Origin of the sequence: Kitasatospora sp. LaBMicrA B282 (assembly GCF_050325825.1) — a bacterium.
Taxonomy (GTDB): Bacteria; Actinomycetota; Actinomycetes; order Streptomycetales; family Streptomycetaceae; genus Kitasatospora.
The window spans coordinates 42184-63551 of the sequence record NZ_JBNQTI010000017.1 but is presented as its reverse complement, the minus strand read 5'-3'; the positions used below and the strand labels follow the sequence as shown (position 1 = coordinate 63551).

Below are 21368 nucleotides of genomic sequence, written 5' to 3'. Positions count from 1 at the left end.
GCGAGGGACGGCCGGTGAGGACAGCGCCTTCCACTGCGCAGTCCACGCCCATGGGCAGGGCGCTCGCAACGATGAACGACGGGCCCCTCGGGGACGACACGGCTGGTCCTCGGTGAACGGCGGGACTCGTCGCCGTCTTTCCCAGCCGGCGGCCCCCGTGCGCTCCGGGGGTCTTCGTACCGGCGGTGCGCGCCGGGATTTCGGCACGGCCGCGGACACCGTTCGGCGGCGGGCTCGACCCGGTGTTCGGCAACACCTGTGTGAACGGCGGCTGACCGGTACCCGCCCCATGGCACGGCCCCGGCGGCGCCGCTGTGCGATCCGCAGGTGTTGAGGCACCGGACACCTGGTGCGCAAGCGTGACGGGTGAGCGGGGGAGAGCGGCCGAGCGGGGCAGGCGCGATCGAAACGGCACGACCTCGGAGTCCGTCGGCGTGGCGCGGGGTGGGTGCGACCGCAGGTTCTACGTCCCGTTGGCCCGTGGCCGCCGCGCATGAGGGCTGCCAGCCGCGTGGCCGCCTCGGCCAGGCGTTCCCGGTCCTCGGGCGCCATCCGTGCGGCCGCTTGTTCCAGGGTGCTCCAGCCGTCCTGCAGCAGTGCGGGGCGGAGCGCGGCGACCAGCTGGGTGTACGTCAGGCGCGACACAGCATCCCATTGTTCCTCCGAACGCTTTCCGGGGCGATCACCCACAAGGGGTTGATGGTCGGCCGGGTGCGTGGCCGGTTCGCACCGCGTACCCAGCCACGCAGGGGCAGTGGTGGACCGCCGATGACACCCGGCGGGACCTCTCGGCCGCCGACGACGCACACGGCCCGCTGCCGAAGACGGCAGAGGTGTCCCTGCGTCGGTGAGCCTGGTGTGCGGGTGGGGCAGCAACACCCGTCCGCCGGCTGGGACCGCGCCACCGGCGTCGCCAGGATCGTGGGTCGGAACCGCGGTCCGCGTGGCCCGCACGAGGCCGTACTCTCTCGCGGCCGGCACCGACAGGGTGGCCGCTGCGCGGTGAGCGCTGCTGACCTGGTGGCCATGGGCATCGTTCGGTTCGAGGTAGCTCGCGCCCGCCGTCGCCGCGCACCGGCGGCGGCGGGCGCGAGCGCGTCCGGCTTCGCGCGGCGGACGGACAGCGGTGAGCGCCACTTCCGCGCGGGCTGCCGTCCGGGTGATTGCGGCGGAGATCGTCTTCCCCGCTCGCCCGCTTCCCGACTGCCTTCCGCCAGGTCCGGGGCACCGCGACACGCCCGGGGCGCCGGTTGCGCCCGGTTCCGGCTGCTGGGCATCCTCTGCCCCGTCGCGCCGCCCCGCCGCCGGTCCCGCAGTGACCGCCGTGGCCTGTTCGGAGCCGCGCGCCTCCCCCGTCCCGCCTTCGCGCCGAAGGCCACCTGGAGGTTTCCCATGTCCGGTCCCAGCGTCAAGACGAAATCGCGCCCCGATTCCTCCGGCACGCCGAGTGCTCCAAGTGCCCCGAGCGCCCCGGCGCTGGCCGCCGCCGAGCCGGCCGCCAGCCCGGCGGACGCCGCCCACGTCGATCTCTTCCGCACCTTCGGCCGCGACCACACCGGCCGGCTCTCCCCGGACCAGGTGCTGGCCCAGCTGCACCAGGCCGGGATCCTGCCCGACGACCCGCGGATCGCCGAGACGGTCGCCAACCTGAACAGCGCCCGCCCCGCGCCGCCCGAGCCCGAGCCGCTGGTGATGACGGTGGCCGAGCTGGCCGCCGCCACCCAGCGCAACAGCGGGCTGATCAGCAAGGCGGCCCGCGGCGAGTTGGCGGTGCCCGACTTCCCGGCCCTGGTGGGTGACATCCGGAGGATCTACGCCGAGGTGTGCGCCGACACCAGGGGCGCGGTAGCCGACTACATCCCGCAGCTGGCCCGGGTGGACGCCGACCAGTTCGCCATCTCGGTCTGCACGGTGGACGGCCAGCGGTTCTCGATCGGTGACGCGCAGACCGACTTCTGCCTGCAGTCGGTCTCCAAGGCGGTCAACTACTGCCTGGCGCTGGACGAGCACGGCCCCGACACGGTGCACCGCCACGTCGGCCGGGAGCCCAGCGGCGTCGGCTTCAACGAGCTCGCGTTCAACAAGTCCGGTCTGCCGCACAATCCGATGATCAACGCCGGTGCGATCATGAGCTGCGCGCTGATCAAGCCCGGGCTGGACACCGCCGACCGGTTCGACTATGTCAGTGACGCCTGGCGCCGGCTCTCCGGTGGCAGGCGGGTGGGCTTCAACAACGCGGTGTACCTCTCGGAGCGGCAGACCGCCGACCGCAACTTCGCGCTCGGTTACTCGATGCGCGAGCGTCGCGCCTTCCCCGCGGGCACCGATCTGGTGCAGACCCTGGAGTTCTACTTCCAGTGCTGCTCGATCGAGGTGAACGCGTCCCAACTGGCGGTGGCGGCGGCATCGTTCGCCAATGCCGGGGTCTGCCCGCTGACCGAGGACCGGGTGGTCTCCGACCAGTCGGTGAAGAGCTGCCTGTCGCTGATGTCGTCCTGCGGGATGTACGACTTCTCGGGCGAGTTCGCCTTCACCATCGGCCTGCCCGCCAAGAGCGGGGTGGCCGGGGCGCTGATGCTGGTGGTGCCGCAGCTGATGGGGATCGCGATCTGGTCGCCGCGGTTGGACACGCAGGGCAACTCGGTGCGCGGCATCGAGTTCTGCCGCCGCCTGGCCGAGTGCTACAACGTGCACATGTACGACTCGCTCAGCCCCGCGGGCAGCTACGGCGCGCAGAGCGGGGCCGCGGGCGCGGCCAAGCGCGATCCGCGGCTCAAGCGCAACCAGAGCATGATCGAGGGCATCGTCGGCCTCTGCTGGGCGGCCAGCCAGGGCGACCTGGACGAGATCCGTCGCTTGGCCGCCATCGGGGTCGACCTGGGCGGCGCCGACTACGACGGGCGCACCGCGCTGCACCTGGCGGCCAGCGAGGGTCGCACCGACGTGGCGGGCTTCCTCCTGGCGATGGGTGTCGATCCCCGCCCGGTGGACCGCTGGGGCGGCACCCCGCTGGACGACGCCAGGCGGCACGGCCACGAGGAGCTGGCCAGGCAGCTCGCGGCCGCCCAGGGCACCGCGACGCGCTGACCGGTTGGCCAGGGGCGGCCAGGCAGCGGCCGGCTGCCCCTCGGCCCGGGCACTACTGCTCCCAGACGCGGGTGAAGGTCTCGTCCAGGTCCGCGGCCGGAACGGGGGTGCCGGGCAGGGGATCGGCGGCGTGGGTGGGGCGGAAGGCATCGAGCAGCAGGCGAGGGCGCGGCGCCAGCCGTCGGGGTGGTGGGCGGTGAGGGCGGGCATGGCGCGCAGCAGGGGGCCCATGAGGATGAGCAGGGTAGAGGGTGGCGTTGCCGATGCCCGCCGCCTTGGCGATCCGGTCCATCGGCACCTGGAGGCCCTCGTTGGTGACCGGAACCCCACCGGACGGCATCTACGCCGGGCCCGGCGCCCTGGCCACCTCCCTCGTCCTCGGCAGCATCTACCTACCGTCCCACCGCCGCCAGGACACCGCTCTCGCCCGCCACGACCTGGCTGTCGGCCCGCGCCCAAGGCCTCGCCGACCACCAGCGCCGCCGCCTCCTCGACGGCCGAGCGGGGACACCGTGGGGCGTCTACGACACCATCAAGGGTCTGGCGGGTATCGGCCGCGCGCTGCTCGCCGCCACCCAACTCGGCCGCCCGGAAGCCGCTCACGGCCTGACCGCCGCGCTCACCACCCTCACCCACATGATCACCACTCCCGGCGACCCGCCCGGCTGGTGGCTGCCCGCCGAAGACCATGCCCTCGCCGTCCCCGGCACCCTGCCGGCCTCCGGCGCCGCAAGCACCGGAGCAGCGCACGGCATCGCCGGAGCTATCCCTGCTCGCCCTCGCGCGGACGGCCTCCATCACGGTCCCGGGCCAAGAGGACGCCATCGCAGCCGCGGCCCATTGGCTCCTCAACTGGTCGACGCCCGGACCGTCATGGCCGCCCTACGTCTTCGGCGACGACCTCCGCACGAACCCCGCCCGCCTGCCCCCGGCGGTCGGCCGCCGCGACGCCTGGTGCTACGGCACCCCCGGCATCGCCGCCGCCCTCCACCACGCCGGACAGGCCATCAACTACCCCTCCCTGGCCGAGCACGCGAGGCACGCCCTCGACAACCTCGCGCAGCGGCCACCCGGCTCCTGGGACACCACCGGCCCCGGCCTGTGCCACGGCACCGCCGGAATCCTTCAGACCGCTACCCGACTCGGGCACCAGACCCTCGCCGAGGAGGCCGCGCAACGCACCCTCTTCCTCCACGGAATCGCCGACGAGCCTGCACTGTCGAGAGCTGGCTTCCTCACCGGCCGGGCCGGAACCGCCCTAGCCCTCGCCGATCACGGACACCTCCTCGGCCCGACGCAACCGAGCAACTGGGACAGCCCCCTGCTGCTGTCCTAAGGCCTTCTGCGGTGCTTCCCCAAATTGGGGACGCCGTTCTTCACGTGCCCCTCCTTACCCCCGAGGGCGTACCTGGAGCCGATCGCCCGCGCGGCACTCGCCCTGGCAGGTGGCGTCACGCCGACCGACACCATCGACGCAACGGGAGCAGCGGCACGATGAACGGCACCACCAACCAACTCTTCGAGACCATCCGGAAGATCACCGCCGTGCTCGACGGCTACAGCCGGCTCGACCGGCAGTTGGAGGTCGTCATGCGGATCGGGAAGCTGTCGCAGGAGACCGGGGAGGTGCACGAAGCCCTCGCTGGAGCCATCGGGCAGAACCCCCGCAAGGGCCTCGACCCCGAGGGCTGGACCAAGGTGCAGAAGGAGCTCTGCGACGTCATCTTCACCGCGCTCGTCGCCCTGGAGACGGTCAGCGAGGACGCGGAGGCGATGTTCGCCGAACGCCTGGCCTACATCGCCGACCGAACTCTCAGCCTCGCCTGATCACCGGCGCCAGGCCCCTGCTGCCACCACCGGCGAGGCCTCAGCCCGGTGGAGGGACGAGCCCCGCTCGACGGGGGTCAGCCGGTGAGGATGGCGACGATGGCACCGGTGATGAGGACGGTGGCGACCAGTACGGGATGGCGAGTACGGCCGATGGGGGTTGCGGTGATCGCGCAGATCGAGATGACGGGGACGGCAATGCCCAGTAGGACCGTCAGTTCGCCAGCTGTGCCCATGGTGACGCCTGCGACTTCGGCTCCCCAGACGACCGTGAACACGAGGACGAGCCAGACGCAAGCGGTCATCAGGAGCCAGGCAGCACGGGCGGACCAGCGCTCTGCCAGGTCGTCGGCGTAGAAGCCGGTGCGTAGGCGCTTCCAGATCCGGGCGGGGTGCTGGTGCAGCAGGGGCGTCATCGGGCCAGTGTGCCGGGCAGGCGGTTCGGGGGGAAGAGGGTGGGCTGACCGAGGGCGTGACCGCCGACGACACCGACACCGCCTAGCGGTGGCAGATCATCATGGAGCTGACCGGAGTGCGGCGGTATGCCGTCCAGAGTTCTTCGGTGAAGCGGTCGTCGGCGGGTGGGGTGATGACCGGGCGCCAGGCGACGGTACCGAAGCCGCCCTCGGAGGCGGCGTGTTCGAGGTCCTCGCGCTGCCACTCGTAGAACTCGAAGGCCACGGGCTTGTCGATCAGGAACGCGGCCTTGAGGAGGGGAGCTTCTGCGGTGGGGAGGCGCTCGCGCACGGTGACGTGGAACAGGTCCCAGTTGCTCTCGGGGAACGGGCAGGGGTTGGGCACGATCGCAACGAGCCGGCCGTCCGGGGCGAGGTTGGCACGGATCGCCCGGAACATGGACCGCAGGGCCTCGCGGGTCGGTGCGTAGTTGAAGAGGTACACGGCGGTGGCCAGTTGGTGGGCGCCGAGGACCGGCATGGTGGCGACGTCGGCGACCATGTACTCGATGCCCTGGCCAAGGCGCTGTTCAGCCTCGCGGGCGAGGCGGATCATCTCCTCGGAGATGTCGACCCCGCGCACCGGGGCAGCACCGCGTTCGTACAGGAGCCGGGTGTTGTGGCCGTAGCCGCAGGCGAGGTCAAGGGCGGGGCCGGTCACCTGGCCGACCTCGTGAAGTAGGGAGTAGGTGTCGGCGGCCGAGAACGCCGCGGTGGTCTTCGACCTCTCGAACAGCTTCCCGATCGTGTCGTACTGCACCACGGCGTGCCCTCCTACCTCGCGGACTCTCGTCCCGCACGGTGGCCTCGCGGCCTGCGTGGCAAGAGGCGACACGCGGCAAGGCCGGCTCGGCTCACCCGAACGGCCGCGCCGAGCCGTGTACATCAACTCACCGGCGGCGCGGCGGTGGCCCGTACGGCGACACCCAAGCCGGCCTTGCCGCCGCCTGCCGGGCTTCCTCGTAGGCAGCCACGAAGTCGGCCATCGCCCTGGAGGCCTGCACCATCTGCGCCGCCATCGCCTCGATCATCGGCCGGACCTGGTCCAGGATCTCCGCCCACTGCCGCATCATCTCGGTGACCGCGGACTCCACGGCGGCGCGCTGCTCGTTGGTGAGCGCGGGCACCCGGAGCGGCGGAGTCTGATCAGTGCTCATGGTCCTATGGTCACACCAGTGGCCCGGTGCGGCCGGAGGCCGCGGCGGGGCTTCGGCTGCAGATCCCGCTACTGGCCGTTCTGATCCGGGCGCCCCTGCGCGGCCGCCTGCGCCCCCGGCCCGGTCCGGTCGGGGGCCGCGCACCGGGCGCGCTCCGACCGGTCCTCCTGGAGCCGTCTCCGGCCACCTCGGCCGTGATGGCGGCGGTGGCCCCCCTCAGCCGGGCGATGAGCGGGTCGACGGCGGGGGCCAGGCCGGCAGGAGAGTCGGTCGTGTACTCGTCAAGGCTCTCTCCTCCGGGTCGTCGAGTTGTTCGTGGAAGGCGTCAGGGTCGAGCAGCAGGCCGTCGGTGATGTGCATGGCGTGGCGCGCACGAGGCCGGTGACGGCGTCGCGCGGGCTGGTGCTGTCGTCGATGTCCCCGAAGGGCCTGCGGCTGCGCCTCGAACGCCGCTGCCCGGCCCAGGCGTGATCCAGCTGCCCGGCCCCGGCGTGACCATGCGGGGCACCGGCTCCGGGGGCGTTCACGGCCGGGCGGCGTCGATCGGCATCGTGGCTGCGCCGACGGGTCGCAGGACTCTCCCGCGACCCGTCGGTGCGGGGCCGCGCTAGGCGATGCCGTGGTAGGCCGCGAAGACGTCGGTGACGGCCTCGGCGTGCGTGGTCAGTTCGGGGAAGAGGCGGTCGACCGCGGTGCTGACCTGGTCCAGGAGCTCCTTGCGGTTGGTGACCGCGGGGTCGACGAAGGGTTCGAGGCGGCGGACCAGTTCGTAGTTGCTGCTGATGTCGACGGTCCGCATCGCCTTCTCCACCGGTGCGGCGTCCTGGGGGACGATGGGCGGCAGCTTGCGGCTGACGAAGGTGACGCGGTGCAGCACCCGCCAGCACGGCGGCTTGTGCTCGGCCTGGCGGGCCTGGCGCAGGGCGGCCGCATTGGGGTTGGCGCTCTCCAGCCACTCGTGGTCCACGACCTTGCCGTAGAAGTCCTCGAAGTTGGCCTTGTCGCTGTCCAGGTAGAAGGTCATGAAGCGGTAGGCGTCGACCCGTCCGGGGACTTCGACGGGTTCCTTGCCGTTGAAGAGGGGCTTGAAGTCGTCGTCGTACTTCTGCATGTCGCCGGGGGTGTCGACGCTGACGTTCAGGTTGAAGGAGCGGGTCGACTCCTTGCTCCTGGTCCGGGTGCGGCTGAACCCGCCGCCGAAGGCCGCGTCCATCTGGAAGCCGAGGCCCACGCCGAAGATCTCGAAGCCGGCGGACAGGCCGACCTGCGCCATGCCGTTGAAGCGGTAGGAGCCGGTGGTGGTCTCGGTGACGACATCGGTGGTGCCGGTGGTCTCGGCGAAGAAGCCGCCGTCCGCGGACCAGACGTAGGTGTTGGCGATGTCCCGGCGGGAGTAGCCGTCGGCCTCCTTGCGCTTGTCGCCCTTGCCGGCTGCGGTTCCCGGGCCGGGGATCGGTCCGGTGAAGCGGCTGAGCAGTTCGCGGGCGCGTTCCTGGGCCGGGTCCGGGTCGATGGGCCGGGTCGAGACGCTCGCGTAGTAGGCCTGGCGGCGCTGCTGGTCCTCGGTGATCCGGCGCTTGAGGGCGTAGGCCTCGCTGGGCTTGTAGTAGCTGTACTCGCCGTAGTCGGAGGCGTTCGGGTAGTGGGGGTCGAGCAGTTTGCTGGTGGTGGTGAAGCCCACGGTGCCGTCGAGGGTGCCCTGCTTGACGTAGCGCGGGTTGATGGCGAAGGGCAGCAGGTTCCAGTCGCGCGGGATGTCGGGGTTGGGCAGCATCCGGTAGGCCACGACGGCCCCGGGGTGCGCGACGCGCAGGGCGAACACGTCGGCCGTCTCGGACTGGACGAGGGCGTAGCCGGTGTTGGAGGGCAGGAAGCGGCGCCCGCCGTCCTTGTCGATCTGGTGCTGCGGGTCGTCGGACTCCCAGCCGCCGCTGAGGCCGACCATGGTGGAGCGCGCCGTCTCCAGGCTCTCGGAGACGTCGGTCTGGTCGCCCCAGCCGTTGGAGAACTCCAAGGTGGTGCCGAGGTAGGAGTCGAGGTCGATCTCGGCCACGGGGCTGGCTGTGCCGAAGCCGAGGGGCGCGATGACGGCGAGGGTGTCGGAGTCGCTGCTCTGGGAGAACTTGAGGGCGAGCGAGGAATCGGCGGTCTTCTCACCGCCCGAGGAGAGGGTCTGCACCACCTGGTCGGCCTGCTGGAACTCCACCGAGGTGGCGTTGATGTAGCTGAGCGAGGTGACGCGGCGGGTCGCGATCAGGTTCTCGGACGGGATCGGCGGTGCGCCTTCGACGTAGCCGATGAGTTGCGGGTCGAACTGCACCTGGCCGACCCACTCGGTCTTCAGGTCGCCGAGCTTGTAGCCGGTGACCAGGTGCCAGGACTTGTCCTGGACGTAGGCGTAGCAGCGCTTGAGGACGCCGCGGGTGGAGCGGTCCTGCTGGCGTTGCAGGTCGGCGTACTCGCTGACCGCGGGGGTGGCCGCGATGGCTTGGACGAAGCGGGGCTGGCCGGTGGCGAACACCGGCCGCACCTCCGGGGTCTCGCAGGAGATGGGCGCGGTCGACATCAGCGGCTGCGGGCGGGTGGCCTCGTCGTCGGCGAGCGGCAGGTGCAGTTCGCGGGGGCCGTGGTCGACCACCTGGGTCGCTTCGGCGTCCGTCGACTCGTCGTCGAAGGGGTAGTGGGCGAGCAGGTCGACGCTGTCGGCGATGAGCCGTCCGAAGAGGCTGTCGAGGATCTGCTCCTCGCCGCGCGCGGTGCGCCAGATCCGCACCTCCTCCAGCACGCCGAGCCAACGGTCGGTGGTCCCCTTGTCCTCGGTGCGGCCGCCGAGCGCGAACTGGACCGGGCCGTACGCGCCCTCGGCGGGTGCCTCGGCGGCGGGCAGAGGTGTGGCCAGGGTGGCCAGACCGTCCACGTACAGCCGGAAGCGACTGCCGTTGGGGTCGGGGTTCTTCGTCCACCTGGCGCCGTTCAGGCGGCCGGTGTGGCGGCCGCACTCGTCCTTGGCCCTGTTGCCCTCGTTCTCCTCGAACCGCCAGTGGGCGACCAGTCCCTGCGGGCGGCTGCGGGCGTCCACCTCTCCCGTCTCACCCGCGCCGCGGGCCCGGCCCTGGGCGGCGGCGAAGGGGATGTCCGCGCCGATGTCCTTCTTCTGCCGCGCGACGTTCCACACCCGGACTTCGCTGATCACGCCGTCGAAGGACTCCACCGAGGCGCCGCTCCGGGTGCGGCCGATCTCCAGGGGGCCGGGGTGGCCGAGATCGGGGGCGTCGTCATGGCGGTCGTTCCCCGCCTCCTGGCCGTCGATGTAGAAGGTGATGTCCGACCACCGGCGGACGGTCAGGGATTCGATGACGTCCACCGTGACCGGTAGCCCCGCGGCGTCGAGCAGTGACAGGTCACGCGTGCCCTTCTTCTCCTCGCGGGTGTCGCCGAGCTTGCGGACGACCGCGATGCGGTGGAAGGTGCCCTTCGTGACCTTGTCGGTGGAGGTCTTCTTGACGGGCTTGCCGTCGTGGTCCTCGAAGGTGAAGACCAGTTTGCCGTCCTTGGTGATGCCCAGCTGGTAGGGGACCCGGTGGCCGCGGCCGTCGTCGATCCGGCCCTTGGAGAGCACGCCCTGCGAAGGGTCCAGTTTGTCGGTTCGGAGGAAGACCTCCAGGGTGAGGTCGCCGCCGATGTTCAGGTCTTCGGCGTGCGGGACCTCGACGCGTGCCCCGTTCGCGAAGCGCAGCGCCCAGGACTGCTCGAAGGCGGCGGCGACGTGCGTCCAGCGGTCTGCCGGGACGGTGGCCAGCGAGGTGACGAAGCGGTTGCCGACGCCCGCGATCAGCTGTCGCTCACTGTCGGGCTTCTTGTCGGTCGTCGCGCCGAGGGCCAGGGTGAACTGCGAATCGGCGTCGGCGCTGCCGGTGTTGACGTGCACGATGCGCCGGGTGTCCTCGGCGCTGTCACCCTGCTCCGGCTTCAGCCAGGCCTCGATGGTGAGGTCGTCGGTGATCCGGGCTGCGGCGAGGCTCGCCGCGGGGAGCGCGGGCGGTGTGGTCGTGGCCGAGAACTTGAGCGCCCGGCCGGGCAGGTCGCCCCACCAGCGCGGCGGGCGCGGGCCGGTCTCGTCCGTCGCCGTGCCGTCGGCGACGCTTCCGGTGGTGGCGGCGGTGGTGCTGATGACGCTCGCCGTGACGTAGCGCGAGCCGAACTCCGCCCCCGCGCCGGGACGGGTGTGGGTGACCAGGCCGGGGTGGTAGGAGATGAGCCGCACGGCCGTTTCGGCGGGGATGGCGGGGTCGTCCGAGGCGTGCGTGGTCGACAGTTCGGTGGCCTTGGCGTCGACGGCCTCGGCGAGAGCGTAGGCCCTGCCGTCCAGTTCCAGCAGCGAGCCCGCCGCGAGCGCGCGGCTGGTGCCGGGGTCCTTGAGGGTGAGCACGCCGTCCTTCGCGGAGTCGGTGGTGGCGATGTGGACGGGTGCGCTGCGCTGCCCGTTCAGCGCGGCGGCGAGGCCCTCGGCGGCGCGCGGCAGCAGCGTCCAGGTCTCCTTGTCGCCGGCCTTGGTGGTGAGGGTGAGGGTGCAGCGGCCGGTGACGGAGGCGTGGGCGGTGACCTCGACGGTGACGTCGGCCAGGTCGATGCCCGCGTCGCGGGCGGTGAGCAGCACGGTGGTGCCGTCCGAGGCGGTGAGCTTCTTGGTGGAGCGGTCGACGTTGGTGTCGTAGCTCAGGCCGGTGAGGCGGTCCTGCTCGTCGCGGTAGTAGAGGCCGAGGTGTCCGGTGCCGCCGGCGGCGAGGAAGGGGGAGCCGTTGGTGGCGGCGAAGTCCAGGAGCGCGCCGGACCAGCCGAGCCCGAGGCGGTCGTGGCCGAGCTGGACCATGGGCAGCGTCCGGTCGCTGCGGCCCTTGGTACCCCCGCTGATCCGGCCGAGCTCCTCCTCCTTCGCCTGGAGGGAGGTGGTCAGGCCGGTGATCTCCTCGTTGCGTGCCGCGCGTGCGGCCTCCGGGGCCAGGACCGCCCGGTGGCGCTCGAAGGCGGCCTTGACCGCGGCGACGGCCTCGATCTGCGCGTCCCCGGAAGGTGAGGCGAGGACCAGGTAGACGGACACGTCGCTGCCCAGGTTCATGAACTCCTGGGAGACGGTGCCCTTCGGGGGAGCCGCCGGCTTCGGTGAGTGCAGGTACGTGCCGTCCCCCTCCTGCCGGACCTCGAAGCCGGAGTTGGGCTTGTGCGTGCTGCTGTCCCAGGCGTTCTTCAGCCCCTTGTCCTTGAAGCTCCACTTTGCCGAGTCGTCCCCGGGCTCCGGCAGGCCCTCGGCCTCGCGGAGGTTGGAGGGGGCCCCGTCGGGAAGCGGGACCTTGGGCCTGTACGTCAGGTGCCGCAGGCCGTCCTTCAGCTCGTACACGTAGACCGTGCAGTGGACCGGTGAGTCCGGCCCGCCCGCGCCGCTCGCCTCCACCGCGGCGGCCGCGGCCTTGGCCAGCGCGCTGCGCAGCGCGCTCTCCACCTGCGAGGCCGTCGTGATGTCCGCCTCGAGGTCGGCCAGCGCCTTCGTGGCCTTTTCCAGCTTCTTCTTGGCTTCCTCGACCTCGGCCTTGAGCTGGTTCTCCCGGGCGGGGTCGACCTCCTCGACAGCGGTGCCGACCACGGGCAGGTCCAGCGCGTCGGGCAGTTGGGCGAGCCGGCCGTCGCGGGCGACCGCGAGGTCGAGCGCGGCGATCCTGCCCGTCTGGTCCGCGGCGGTGCCGGCCGTCCAGGTCAGCAGCACACGGGTCTGCCGCTTGAGGGGCCGGATCGTCCCGTGGCCGGCCAGACCCTCCTCCTGCTGCTGGTAGAGGGCGACGGACAGCCCGCCGGACACGGTGCGGCCGGTGACACGGAAGGCGTCGCGCCGGATGCCGGGGTGGTCGGCGACGGGGGCACCGGAGGTGACCCAGGCCGTGGTGCCCTTCAGGGCGGCGTGCGCGGCGCGGCTGCCGCTGTCGTACGCACTCGTCCCGGTGCCCTCGTCCAAGCGGTAGTAGGCGGTGAGCTCGGGCTCGTCGCCGACCAGGCGTTCGCCCATGGTCTCGGCGACGCGCTGGATGCGGCGGGCGCGGGACCAGAGGCGGACCTCATCGAGCTCTCCACTGAACTGGCCGGCGCTCGCGCCGCTCGCGCCGAGCAGCAGCTTGCCGCCACCGCCGCCGGCCGCCGCCAGCTCGCCCGTGGCGGCAGTGGCGCCGTTGACGAGCAGGGTGGCCGTCTTGCCGTCGTACACCGCGGCGACGTGGATGTGGGCGCCCGTGGGGACGGCTTTGTCCTTCGTGTTCAGCTTGGCGGTGCCGTGGGTGAGGACCAGCGCCCCCTTGTCGGTGACGGACAGGGCGATGCCCTTCTCGCCGGTCGACAGGACTGTTCCGCCCGCCTTGTCGGGCCGCGCCCACGCCTCGACGGTGTAGGCGGCCGTGCCCAGCTTGTCGGGTGCCTCGGCCTCCCCGTACCCCTTGCCCTTCGAGCCGGTCAGCCGGAGGGCGGACTCGGCGAACCGGGTGTCGGGCTCCTGGGGCACCAGGGGCTGCTTGCTGAACGGGCAGGTGCCGGGCTTGCGTTCGAGGACCGAGCCCCGGTACTGCGGGTCGGGGCTGGTGTAGAGGCGGCTGCCGCGGGTGTGGAAGAGGCCGTCCTCGCCCTGCTCGACGTTGATCGCCTCGATGCACTCGGATGCCGCGTTGTGCACGAAGAACTGCCAGCGGCTGGTGCCCGCGACGGCGGTGGGTAGCAGCAGGACCGTGAACCGGCCGTCGGTCACCGGGCCGGCGAAGCCCAGGTGGAGCGTGGGCTCGTAGAACGGGTTGTCGTCCATGTCCGTGATGCCCAGGCTGTCCTTGACGGACTCGGGACGGGTACGGTGCCGGCTGCGCCGGTAGCGCACCTCCTGAACGGGCTTCAGTTCGCTCCCGGCCAGGACGAAGCGGTCGCACAACAGCGCGCTCGGCGCCACCGCCTTTCCTTTCGCCCCCTTGCCGCCGGTGAGCGCGCCCGTGCTGGTGTAGGCGAGGGAGTCCGCGTGGCCGGCGGCGACGGACTGGCGGAAGACGAACAGGTGCCGGCCGTCGGAGACCGCCTGGAACGGCTCGGCCGCGGTCAGCCGGGCGGTGCTGGACAGGAACGGGTCGACCTCGTCGTCCGGGAACACGTCGCCCGGGCCCCGCTCGGCCTTCCCGCCCACGCGGACGCGCGGCAGCCGGTCGGCGCCGAGCTCCGCGTACCCGACGCGGGCGATCTCACGCGGGAACGCCAGTTGCCGGGGGTCGTCGGGCCAGTGGTACACGTCGAGGTCGGCCCGGCTGTCCTCGGCGTCGCCCGTGGGCGCGGTCACGGCCGAGTCGAGGTCGAGGACGCAGTACTACAGGCGCCGCTTGTCGTCGAGCGCGAGCGCGACTGTGGTCCCCTGGTGGCGCACCAGGGTGGTGTGGAGGTAGGTGCGGTCGCTGTAGGTCTTGAGCCTGCTGCCGGCTGGTCGTTCTGTGGTCATGGGTGAACCGAATCCTTCCCGGAGGACCGCGGTGGCCCTCGCGACCGGACCCCTCCCCGGACGGTCGGCACTGGATACGTAAACGAACCAAGGTTGACCGGAACGGACGGCGCGCGCCGCATCGCCGCGCACCGGGGGCCGGGGCCCAGGGGTTGCCCGGTGGTTGCCCGCGGGAGGTGCGGGCGACCGCTCGGCCGTCCGGGGCGGAGTTCCGGTCGGCGAAGCGCGGCGGGCGGCGATCACTGGGCGTTCCGGCACCGGGCGAAGCGGCGGGCGAAGCCGTCACCGAGGAACGCGCGACCGTCCCGGACCTTGTACCCCGGCTGAACTCTTCTCAGCGGGACAGGAGAGCAGCGCGGCAGGGGTTGCAGGCGTGGACGGACCGGTCACCGTAGCGGTGGATGGGGGCTCCGCATCGGCTGCACGGGCCGATTTCCCAGGTCGGGCAGCGGAACTGGTCTGCTGCCGCTTGGCGTTGGGCCGCGGTGATGTTCAGCGTGGGCGATGTGCGGGGACGGGCGAACAGGGAAGCCGGCACCTGGCCGAAGGTGCACAATCCGGTGGCGTCCGGGCGGTCCCTGCGGGTGCGAGGATCGCTGCGGGTGCGGGTCTCCTCGCCGTAGCGGCAGGTGGGGTCGATGGCCTCGCCAGTGAAGGTGAGCTCGTCATCGGGTGATTCGGCGTCGTCGTCCTGGGCGCTCAGCCCGTGCTGCTCGGCGCAGCGGGCGATGCGTTCCTTCATCGCCCGGTGGCGGGCACTCTCCTCGGGCGTTGCCTTGTGGGTGACCGGCAGGTGGGAGGCGACGAGCACCAGGCGGCCGTGCTTGCGCCGGGCACTGACGAACATCCAGGGCGACTTGTCCGCATGCTCGGACCGGCACACTCTGCCGGCGTGGTGGTCGAGGCACTCCAGGAGGTCACGGTCGCGTTCATCGACCGGCTGCAGGATCTCGTCCAGCAGGCCGGGGTGGTCGGGGTGGCCGAGGTCGGGGAGGTTGAGGTTGATCGTGATGCCGTATCCGGTGTGGAACACGCCATTCGCCATGCTTCCAGCGTACGGAGAAACGGTGACAAGCGGCCCACCACGGAAAGATCAACTCCATTGATCCAATAGCCCGTTGTGGCCAGTTTGCCGTCACGGCCCACGCTTCACGTCGAGACGGGGTCATGCGATCGGTGCATGCGCGACCAGGCGTGCCACGCGCCTGTGCTCAGCGCGGTCCGCCCGCCTGCCAGCCCTGGGGGAGCTTCGGCAGGCTGATCAGGGCATCGACGCCGAGGTGTTCCAGGAGGAGGGACTTCAGTTCGCGGCCGTCGACCAGACGGAGGCGCTCCCCGTTGCCGGCCGCCGTGTCGTAGCTGGCCTTGCCGGACCAGGAGGTCGTCACCAGTACTCCCGCGGGCCGCGTTGGTGTGGGTGACGGTGCCGAGCAGGGCGCGCACGGTCTCCACCGGCACGGCGTTCTTGGTCCGCTTGGCCTGCACGGCGACCACGGTCACACCGTCGCCGTCGCGCTTGACCGCAACCGCGTCCAGTCCGTCGTCACGGGAGTTCTGGGTGCGCCAGGTCTCGTAGCCCATGGCTTCGAACAGCTCGCGCACGAGGCGCTCGAACTCGTACGCGCCCATCCTCAGCAGGTCTCGCCGACTGTCGAGGTCGGCCACCGCACCGACATCCTTGGCGAGCTTGAAGCGCTTCGCGTCGAACTCCACGATCGGCGGGACCGGCTCCAGATCGTGTGGGTGCTGGGAGACCACCGCCCCGAGCTGCTGGAGGCACAACTGCGGATCCAGCGCCGGCTCGTCCAGGACGAGTTCGGCGAACTCCTCGCGCTGTGCCACCACGCTCACCACGCACGGCCGCACCGCCCGGCCGGTGGCCGGGTCCGTGGTTGCGACACCGTGTGGGAGGACAACCCGATGTTGATGCTCAGCTGACCAGCTTCGGGGTAGTAGCCGATCTCGGCGCAGTCGCGGCACCCCTCGGGAACCGGGGAGCGGCGCAGCAGGTCCTCCACAACCTCGGCCACGCCCTTCGCGCCGTCGTGCGCCAGCGCGCGTTCCACCAGCGGATGCCAGTCCTCCAGCCCGACAGGCCGGTTGCGTAGCACTGCGGCCAGCTCCGCGCGCAACCATACGACCTGCTCGGTCCGCTCCTCGGCCTCGCTCTTCAGCTGCTGCTTGTGCGCCTCGCGGTCGAGTCGCTGCTGCTCCCGCTCGGCGCGCTCCCGGGCGCGTTCCTGAGCCTGCGCTTCCCGAACGCGGGTGGCTTGCACTCACGGTTCTGCCCGCACTCCCGCGAGCGCGGCGGCGTCGTCGCCGCCGACGACCTGCTGACCGTCGCCGACCTGCTCGACAGCGACGATCTCGACTGGCGCAGCAAGTGCTGGGGTTACGCGGTCCGCCGCCTGACGGGCACCCAGCTGTCGTACTACCGCGCCGCCCACCGTCTCCACGACATCCCCCAGCAGCTCGACTCCGACCGTGGCGGCCATGGCTGCCACGACCTGGAGACGATCGCCCAGCAATTCCGTGAGCTGAACGATTGGCATCCCGCTGGGGAAGACCACTGGTACACAAGTGGAGCGCGACGCTGGCGGTGAATCGTTCACGACCTCCAGGCGAAGCCGACACAGCCCGTCGCGACACCCTGTGACGGCGAACCGCCCCGCCGCCCCGCCAGCCGCAGCACTGAACAGGGAACCCGATGACCAACACATCAACCGACAACCTGTCGCCGCACGCCGCCGGTCCCCGACTGCTCGCCCGGCTCACCGCTCCGCTCCGGCAGGCCGGCTGGACGGAGAACGAGCTCTGGTACGAGGAGACGGACGACGATGACGAAGAGCCAGGCATCCTGCCCGCATACGTGGAGCTCTCCCGCTCGAACTTCCACATCAGCGCCAGCTGGGACCCGAGTAGCGCCCGGCTCACCGTCGACGACCCGACCGAGGGCTGGGACTGGGACGACGGCCTGCCCCCGCTGTGCCCACTGGACGAGCCCCTCACCATCGAGCTGAGCGCGCACCCCACCCAAGCCGCAAAGGCCGAGACCGCCCGCCGGGCCTTCGCCGAAGCCGGACTTCTGGATGCCACCCGCATCCACCTGCCCGAGAACGCAAAGGCCCTGCGCCACGACCTGGTCCTCCTCCTGTGGGCCGACACCATCCACAGCGCGATCAGCCGCCATCGGTCCGGCGCGGACGGAACCGAACCGATCAAGGCACTGGGCGAGGACTTCTCCTGGCGCATGGGCGCCGGCCTGCGCGCCTACCCGCTGATCGTCCCGGACCCGGTGCCCTCGGCAGCAGCCCGAGGCATCGCCGAATGGTGCTGGCGCCGCGAGAGCGACGTCGAAAACTGGCACTTCAAGATCGACGACATCTCCATGGCCCGCAGCAACATCGCCGCGACCCGCGCTGTCCTGCCCCACGTCCACCCAGACGGCGTCGACTGGCCGGCTGTGCGGCTCGCACTCACCGCACCCGGCCGCCGACTCGCCGACGGCCAGCTCCTCGCCGACGTCTTCGAGGAGGGCTGGACACCGATCCTCGCCTCCGTCCACCGCCAGATCGACCTGTGGCAGCAAGCCGACGAGACACTCGGCCCCGACGCCACGCTGCGCATGCTGAGCCTGCATGGCTCCCGCACCGAGTCCGTCGGCGAATGGTGGGGGTCCGGCTGGTACGAGAGCGCCGTCCGCCGAGCGGTCGCCCGCGCGACGAGCGACGGCAGCCTGCCCGCGGCGGTACCGGCAGTCTTCCCCGACGCCGAGCACCTCGCCGACGTGGCGGCCGGCTACCCCGACCTCCTCGACGACGACACCTTCAGCTGGATCACCAAGGCCGTCTTCAAGGAGCAGATGCTCCTGCAAGAGGCCCGGCTGCCGGTCCCTCCGGCGATGACCTTCCAGGACTGGGCAGCCCACGACCTCCTCGACATCCTCCAACCGGGCCCCGAGGAGGACGAGAATTCTGGAACGCCCGATCCCGGTGCGGCAGACTAGTGACCATGAGTAGGTATGCCGTGGCCAAGCCGTACGCGCTGCCGGTGTCGCTGGACCAGCTGACCGGTCCGACCACCGGCCCCATCACGTTGCCGCGGCACCTGGACTGGGGCCCCCCGTACGCCTACGACCTCGGCGATCAGGCCGACCTGGTCCTGATGTACGAGCGGGTCATCCGCGAAGCCCAGTCCGCTGCCGACCTCCACGACTACCTGGACCGGGCCACCCTGCTGCGCGTCTGGCCGGAGCTGTTCCTGCCCCGGGAACTGCGCTCAGCCTGGCAGGCACGGTTCCCCGAGCTCAGCCCGCGCGCGGCAGCGGCCTGATGGACGAGCAGCACCGGCGCCTGATCAAGATCGGGCTCGATGCCCTCGCCGAGGACTTCGGCTACGCCCTGGCCGGCGGCTACGCGGTCCAGGCCCACCACATCGTCGACCGGCTCAGCGACGACGTCGACCTCTTCGCCCCGATCGACCGCGCTGCGGGGGAGATGCCGGCCGCCGTGGCCGCAGCGGTCGCGGCCTACGAAGCCGCCGGCTACACCGTGGAGGTCGTGCAGCAGGTGCCGACGTACACGCGGATGAACGTCACCGACCCGTCCACCGGGACTCCGAACAAGGTGGAGCTGGTCGCGGAGTTCCTCCACCATCCTCCGGTGGACTCCGAGCTCGGCCCGGTCCTGCACCGCGACGACGTCGCGGCAGGCAAGACCGGCGCGCTCTTCAGCCGGGCCGAGGTCCGCGACGCCATCGACGTCCACGGCCTGCTGCAGAGCGGCTACTCACGCGAGCGGCTCCTCGAACTCGCCGCCCAGAACGACGCGGGCTTCGACCAATCGATGTTCGCTGATGCCCTGCGGCGCATCGGACGCTACAGCGACAAGCAGTTCGCCGCGTACGGGCTCGACCCCGTGGCTGCTGCCGCGATCCGTGCACAGTTTGCGGACTGGCGCGACCACCTCGACCAGGCGTAACCCGTCCTGGTTCCGACATTGGCGTCACCCGGTTGGACTGCATGGTCCGAGGCCGTCCGGACCGGCTACGCCGCCGAGCGGATGGTCGGGGCAGGCTTGTTCTCGCGGCTCGGCCGGCCAGCCGCGGCACGGTCGAGTGCGTGGGCGAGTGCCAGTACGGCTTGGTCGGCGGAGTCCTTGAGGAGGTGGCCGTAGAGGTTGATGGTGGTGGCGAGGGTGGCGTGGCGCAGGGTCTTGGAGACGACGGCGGCGGGGATGCCTTCGGCGATCATGATGCTGGCGGCGGTGTGGCGAAGGTCGTGCAGGCCGATGCGGGGGAGGTCGAGTTCGGCGGTGCGCTTGCGGAGTTGGTCGAGGACCCATTGCGGGCGTAGCGGTAGGCCGTCGGGGCGGGTGAAGACGAGGCCGTCGAGTCGGCCGTCGGGGTGGGCGGCCATCTGGAGGGCGGCCTGGTGGTGGAGGGCGGCCGTGACTCTGGGGGAGAGGCTGATCCAGGCGCGGCCGGCCTCGGTCTTGGGCTGGCGCAGGTGCACGGTGGTGTTGTCGATGGCGGCGAGGGTCCAGCGGACGTAGAGCTTGCGGTCCATGAGGTGGACGTCCTCCCAGTGCAGGGCGAGGGCTTCGCCGCGGCGCATGCCGGTGCCGAGCATGACCTCGAACAGGTCGGTGAGCCGGTCGGCGTAGTGCTCGGCGTTGTGGCGCAGGAAGGTGGCGGCCTGCTCGGGGCTCCAGCAGGTCCGTTCTGCGGCGCGGGGGCGGGGTGGGACGGAGCACCTGGCGGGGTTGTAGTGCAGGCCCCAGGAGCGCACCGCGGTGTTCAGGGCGTTGCGCAGGGTCGAGACGGCACGGTACATCGTGACGCTGCCGCGGCTGGCCGCCCGCTGGGCTGCGGTCCACTCGTCCACGTGCTTGGGGCGCAGGTCCGGGAGCCGGTGGTGGCCGAAGGGAGGGATGAGGTCCCGTTCCACGCAGGCCTCATAGCCGGCGTGGGTGTTCGGCGCGAGTACCTCCTTCTTCGCCGCCAGCCATGCCTGCAGGAACGCCGCCACCGTGATGCGGCGGTCCTCGTAGACCCCGCGCATCTCACCGGCGAGCACCCGCCGCATCTCACCGGCGGCCTCTGCTCGGCTGGCGAAGCCACCACGACGACGGGTCCACCGCCGGCCGTCCGCAGGAGCCAGATCGACGCAGTACGTCCACGATCCGTGAACCGCCTGCTCCAACAACCGAACACACCACGGACCCAACTGCCTCTCGCCCTCGTCCCGACACCCGCACCGCCGGCACACCCGACCACGCTGCGCACGCTGTCCCATGAAGTTCCTCCCTCGACGTGGGTGATCTCCCGTGGTCCAGGTTCGGCGGTCGGCCGGGCGTGGCGGCAGAGCGTGCGGTCAGGGGCGCGAGGCACGGCGGGAAGGAACGGGCAGGACACGCTCAAGACGACACACCGCGTGGAAGGTCACGATCCGTAGCCGGTGGGTAAGCGATCGGGATCCGCCCGCAGCTGCCGCCCTGGAGGGCCCACGCGTGGCGCTGCCTGCGCAGTTGCCGGGCGCTCGCGTCGGGTCCTTCTGAGGGGGCGACAGATTCCGGTCACCCGCGGTAACGGGGGAGGGTCGGCCGTCTCTGGGACCACTTTGGGACCAGGCACGGTGGGCGCTCATGGGCGCCCGTGGGGCATAACGGGCACTGGTGGCCAAAGTGAACATTGAGCAACGGTCAGATCGGCTTCGCGAGCTCTCTGCAAGGGATCGCCAACTCATGTGCACCTCCGTCGAGTTGAGCAACAAGAAAGCCGGAGCGACAAGGCTCTGGGGGTCAAGGGGTCGCAGGTTCAAATCCTGTCGTCCCGACTTGCATCGCTGCAGGTCGTAGGCTGTTTCCGCCGTTGGCGGAAACAGCCTTTCTGACTTTTGGTCAGCGGGTGGTCGCATGGTGGTCGCCGGGCCACATCGGCCACGAATCTGATGGTTCCTTTGTTCGGGGCTGTTGGTGTGCGGGCAGTGGTCGGTGCGGGCGGGGGTGCTGGCGCCAGGGTGCGGCTGCGCGCAGGGCGAGTTGGGTGAGCGCGGCGTAGAAGTTCGCGGTGGTGGACAGGGTGCGGTGGCGCAGGGTCTTGGAGACGGCCGGCAGGGCGACGCCACCTGCTCGCCGCGCTTGCTGTCGCGCCTGAGACCAGAACGTGCGCGCTGTGCAGTGCGAGGGCCGACGCGGTCTCCGCGCCGTAGAGCAACCGTGGTCGCTCGTAGGAGGAGGTACGACCGCGTCGGGTGCACCAAGGTCCCCGGCCTACCGCGGCCAGGTGCCGCACATCGAGGACCGGGCGACCACCTCTGGGAGGGTCTCCAGCAGC

At 71.3% G+C, this 21368-nt stretch carries 18 protein-coding genes and 1 pseudogene; 9 read left to right on the top strand and 10 right to left on the bottom strand.

The window, feature by feature from the left end:
* Positions 1-1392 precede the first annotated feature (1392 nt).
* A complete protein-coding gene (gene glsA, locus ACQRUO_RS08095) occupies positions 1393-3087 on the top strand; it encodes a glutaminase A (protein ID WP_428315057.1) in 1695 nt (564 codons plus the stop codon).
* Between the two features lie 52 nt (positions 3088-3139).
* On the opposite strand, the gene ACQRUO_RS08090 is transcribed toward glsA, so the two are convergent.
* Positions 3140-3427 carry a hypothetical protein gene (locus ACQRUO_RS08090; protein WP_428315056.1) on the bottom strand — a complete coding sequence of 96 codons (288 nt, stop codon included), beginning with the start codon at positions 3425-3427 and terminating at the stop codon, positions 3140-3142.
* A gap of 101 nt (positions 3428-3528) precedes the next feature.
* Between ACQRUO_RS08090 and ACQRUO_RS08085 the strand changes: the two are divergent.
* From ACQRUO_RS08085 to ACQRUO_RS08075, 3 genes and pseudogenes are all read left to right on the top strand, one after another.
* A pseudogene (locus ACQRUO_RS08085) lies at positions 3529-3795 on the top strand (hypothetical protein); the annotation flags it as partial.
* Positions 3776-4423, top strand: coding sequence for a lanthionine synthetase LanC family protein (locus tag ACQRUO_RS08080; protein ID WP_428315055.1), 648 nt, complete (start codon positions 3776-3778; stop codon positions 4421-4423). The pseudogene ACQRUO_RS08085 and the gene ACQRUO_RS08080, both read left to right, overlap by 20 nt.
* A gap of 158 nt (positions 4424-4581) precedes the next feature.
* On the top strand, positions 4582-4914 hold the full coding sequence (locus tag ACQRUO_RS08075) for a MazG-like family protein (protein WP_428315054.1): 333 nt from the start codon (positions 4582-4584) through the stop codon (positions 4912-4914).
* Between the two features lie 77 nt (positions 4915-4991).
* Here the strand turns inward: ACQRUO_RS08075 and ACQRUO_RS08070 are convergent, their stop codons facing one another.
* The 3 genes from ACQRUO_RS08070 to ACQRUO_RS08060 form a co-directional block, all read right to left on the bottom strand.
* Complete coding sequence (locus tag ACQRUO_RS08070) at positions 4992-5330, bottom strand: hypothetical protein (RefSeq protein ID WP_428315053.1); 339 nt, start codon at positions 5328-5330, stop codon at positions 4992-4994.
* An 82-nt stretch (positions 5331-5412) separates the two neighbouring features.
* A complete protein-coding gene (locus ACQRUO_RS08065) occupies positions 5413-6132 on the bottom strand; it encodes a class I SAM-dependent methyltransferase (protein ID WP_428315052.1) in 720 nt (239 codons plus the stop codon).
* Positions 6133-6259: 127 nt separating this feature from the next.
* Positions 6260-6526, bottom strand: a complete 267-nt coding sequence (locus ACQRUO_RS08060) for a hypothetical protein (RefSeq protein WP_428315051.1) — start codon at positions 6524-6526, stop codon at positions 6260-6262.
* Between the two features lie 309 nt (positions 6527-6835).
* On the opposite strand from ACQRUO_RS08060, the gene ACQRUO_RS08055 reads away from it, so the two are divergent.
* The gene (locus ACQRUO_RS08055; protein ID WP_428315050.1) at positions 6836-6997 is read left to right on the top strand and encodes a hypothetical protein; all 162 of its coding nucleotides are present in this window, start codon (positions 6836-6838) and stop codon (positions 6995-6997) included.
* Positions 6998-7133: 136 nt separating this feature from the next.
* On the opposite strand, the gene ACQRUO_RS08050 is transcribed toward ACQRUO_RS08055, so the two are convergent.
* The 5 genes from ACQRUO_RS08050 to ACQRUO_RS08030 all read right to left on the bottom strand — a co-directional run bounded on the left by ACQRUO_RS08050 (position 7134) and on the right by ACQRUO_RS08030 (position 16309).
* Complete coding sequence (locus ACQRUO_RS08050) at positions 7134-13877, bottom strand: LamG-like jellyroll fold domain-containing protein (RefSeq protein WP_428315049.1); 6744 nt, start codon at positions 13875-13877, stop codon at positions 7134-7136.
* 27 nt (positions 13878-13904) lie between these two features.
* Positions 13905-14033 carry a hypothetical protein gene (locus tag ACQRUO_RS08045; protein ID WP_428315048.1) on the bottom strand — a complete coding sequence of 43 codons (129 nt, stop codon included), beginning with the start codon at positions 14031-14033 and terminating at the stop codon, positions 13905-13907.
* Between the two features lie 334 nt (positions 14034-14367).
* A complete protein-coding gene (locus ACQRUO_RS08040; RefSeq protein WP_428315047.1) occupies positions 14368-15078 on the bottom strand; it encodes a hypothetical protein in 711 nt (236 codons plus the stop codon).
* Between the two features lie 104 nt (positions 15079-15182).
* Positions 15183-15875, bottom strand: coding sequence for a restriction endonuclease (locus ACQRUO_RS08035; RefSeq protein ID WP_428315046.1), 693 nt, complete (start codon positions 15873-15875; stop codon positions 15183-15185).
* Between the two features lie 5 nt (positions 15876-15880).
* Positions 15881-16309: a hypothetical protein gene (locus tag ACQRUO_RS08030; protein ID WP_428315045.1), complete on the bottom strand. Its 429-nt coding sequence runs from the start codon at positions 16307-16309 to the stop codon at positions 15881-15883.
* On the opposite strand from ACQRUO_RS08030, the gene ACQRUO_RS08025 reads away from it, so the two are divergent.
* The 4 genes from ACQRUO_RS08025 (at position 16304) to ACQRUO_RS08010 (ending at position 19012) form a co-directional block, all read left to right on the top strand.
* Positions 16304-16636, top strand: a complete 333-nt coding sequence (locus ACQRUO_RS08025) for a hypothetical protein (protein WP_428315044.1) — start codon at positions 16304-16306, stop codon at positions 16634-16636. The two genes, ACQRUO_RS08030 and ACQRUO_RS08025, sit on opposite strands and share 6 nt — an antisense overlap.
* Before the next feature lie 104 nt (positions 16637-16740).
* Positions 16741-18039, top strand: a complete 1299-nt coding sequence (locus ACQRUO_RS08020) for a hypothetical protein (RefSeq protein WP_428315043.1) — start codon at positions 16741-16743, stop codon at positions 18037-18039.
* A 5-nt stretch (positions 18040-18044) separates the two neighbouring features.
* Positions 18045-18365: a hypothetical protein gene (locus ACQRUO_RS08015; RefSeq protein WP_428315042.1), complete on the top strand. Its 321-nt coding sequence runs from the start codon at positions 18045-18047 to the stop codon at positions 18363-18365.
* Complete coding sequence (locus ACQRUO_RS08010; protein ID WP_428315041.1) at positions 18365-19012, top strand: nucleotidyl transferase AbiEii/AbiGii toxin family protein; 648 nt, start codon at positions 18365-18367, stop codon at positions 19010-19012. Before ACQRUO_RS08015 ends, ACQRUO_RS08010 begins: the two co-directional genes overlap by 1 nt.
* A 65-nt stretch (positions 19013-19077) precedes the next feature.
* Here ACQRUO_RS08010 and ACQRUO_RS08005 read toward each other — a convergent pair whose 3' ends face one another.
* Positions 19078-20109, bottom strand: a complete 1032-nt coding sequence (locus tag ACQRUO_RS08005) for a site-specific integrase (RefSeq protein ID WP_428315040.1) — start codon at positions 20107-20109, stop codon at positions 19078-19080.
* Positions 20110-21368: the final 1259 nt, after the last annotated feature.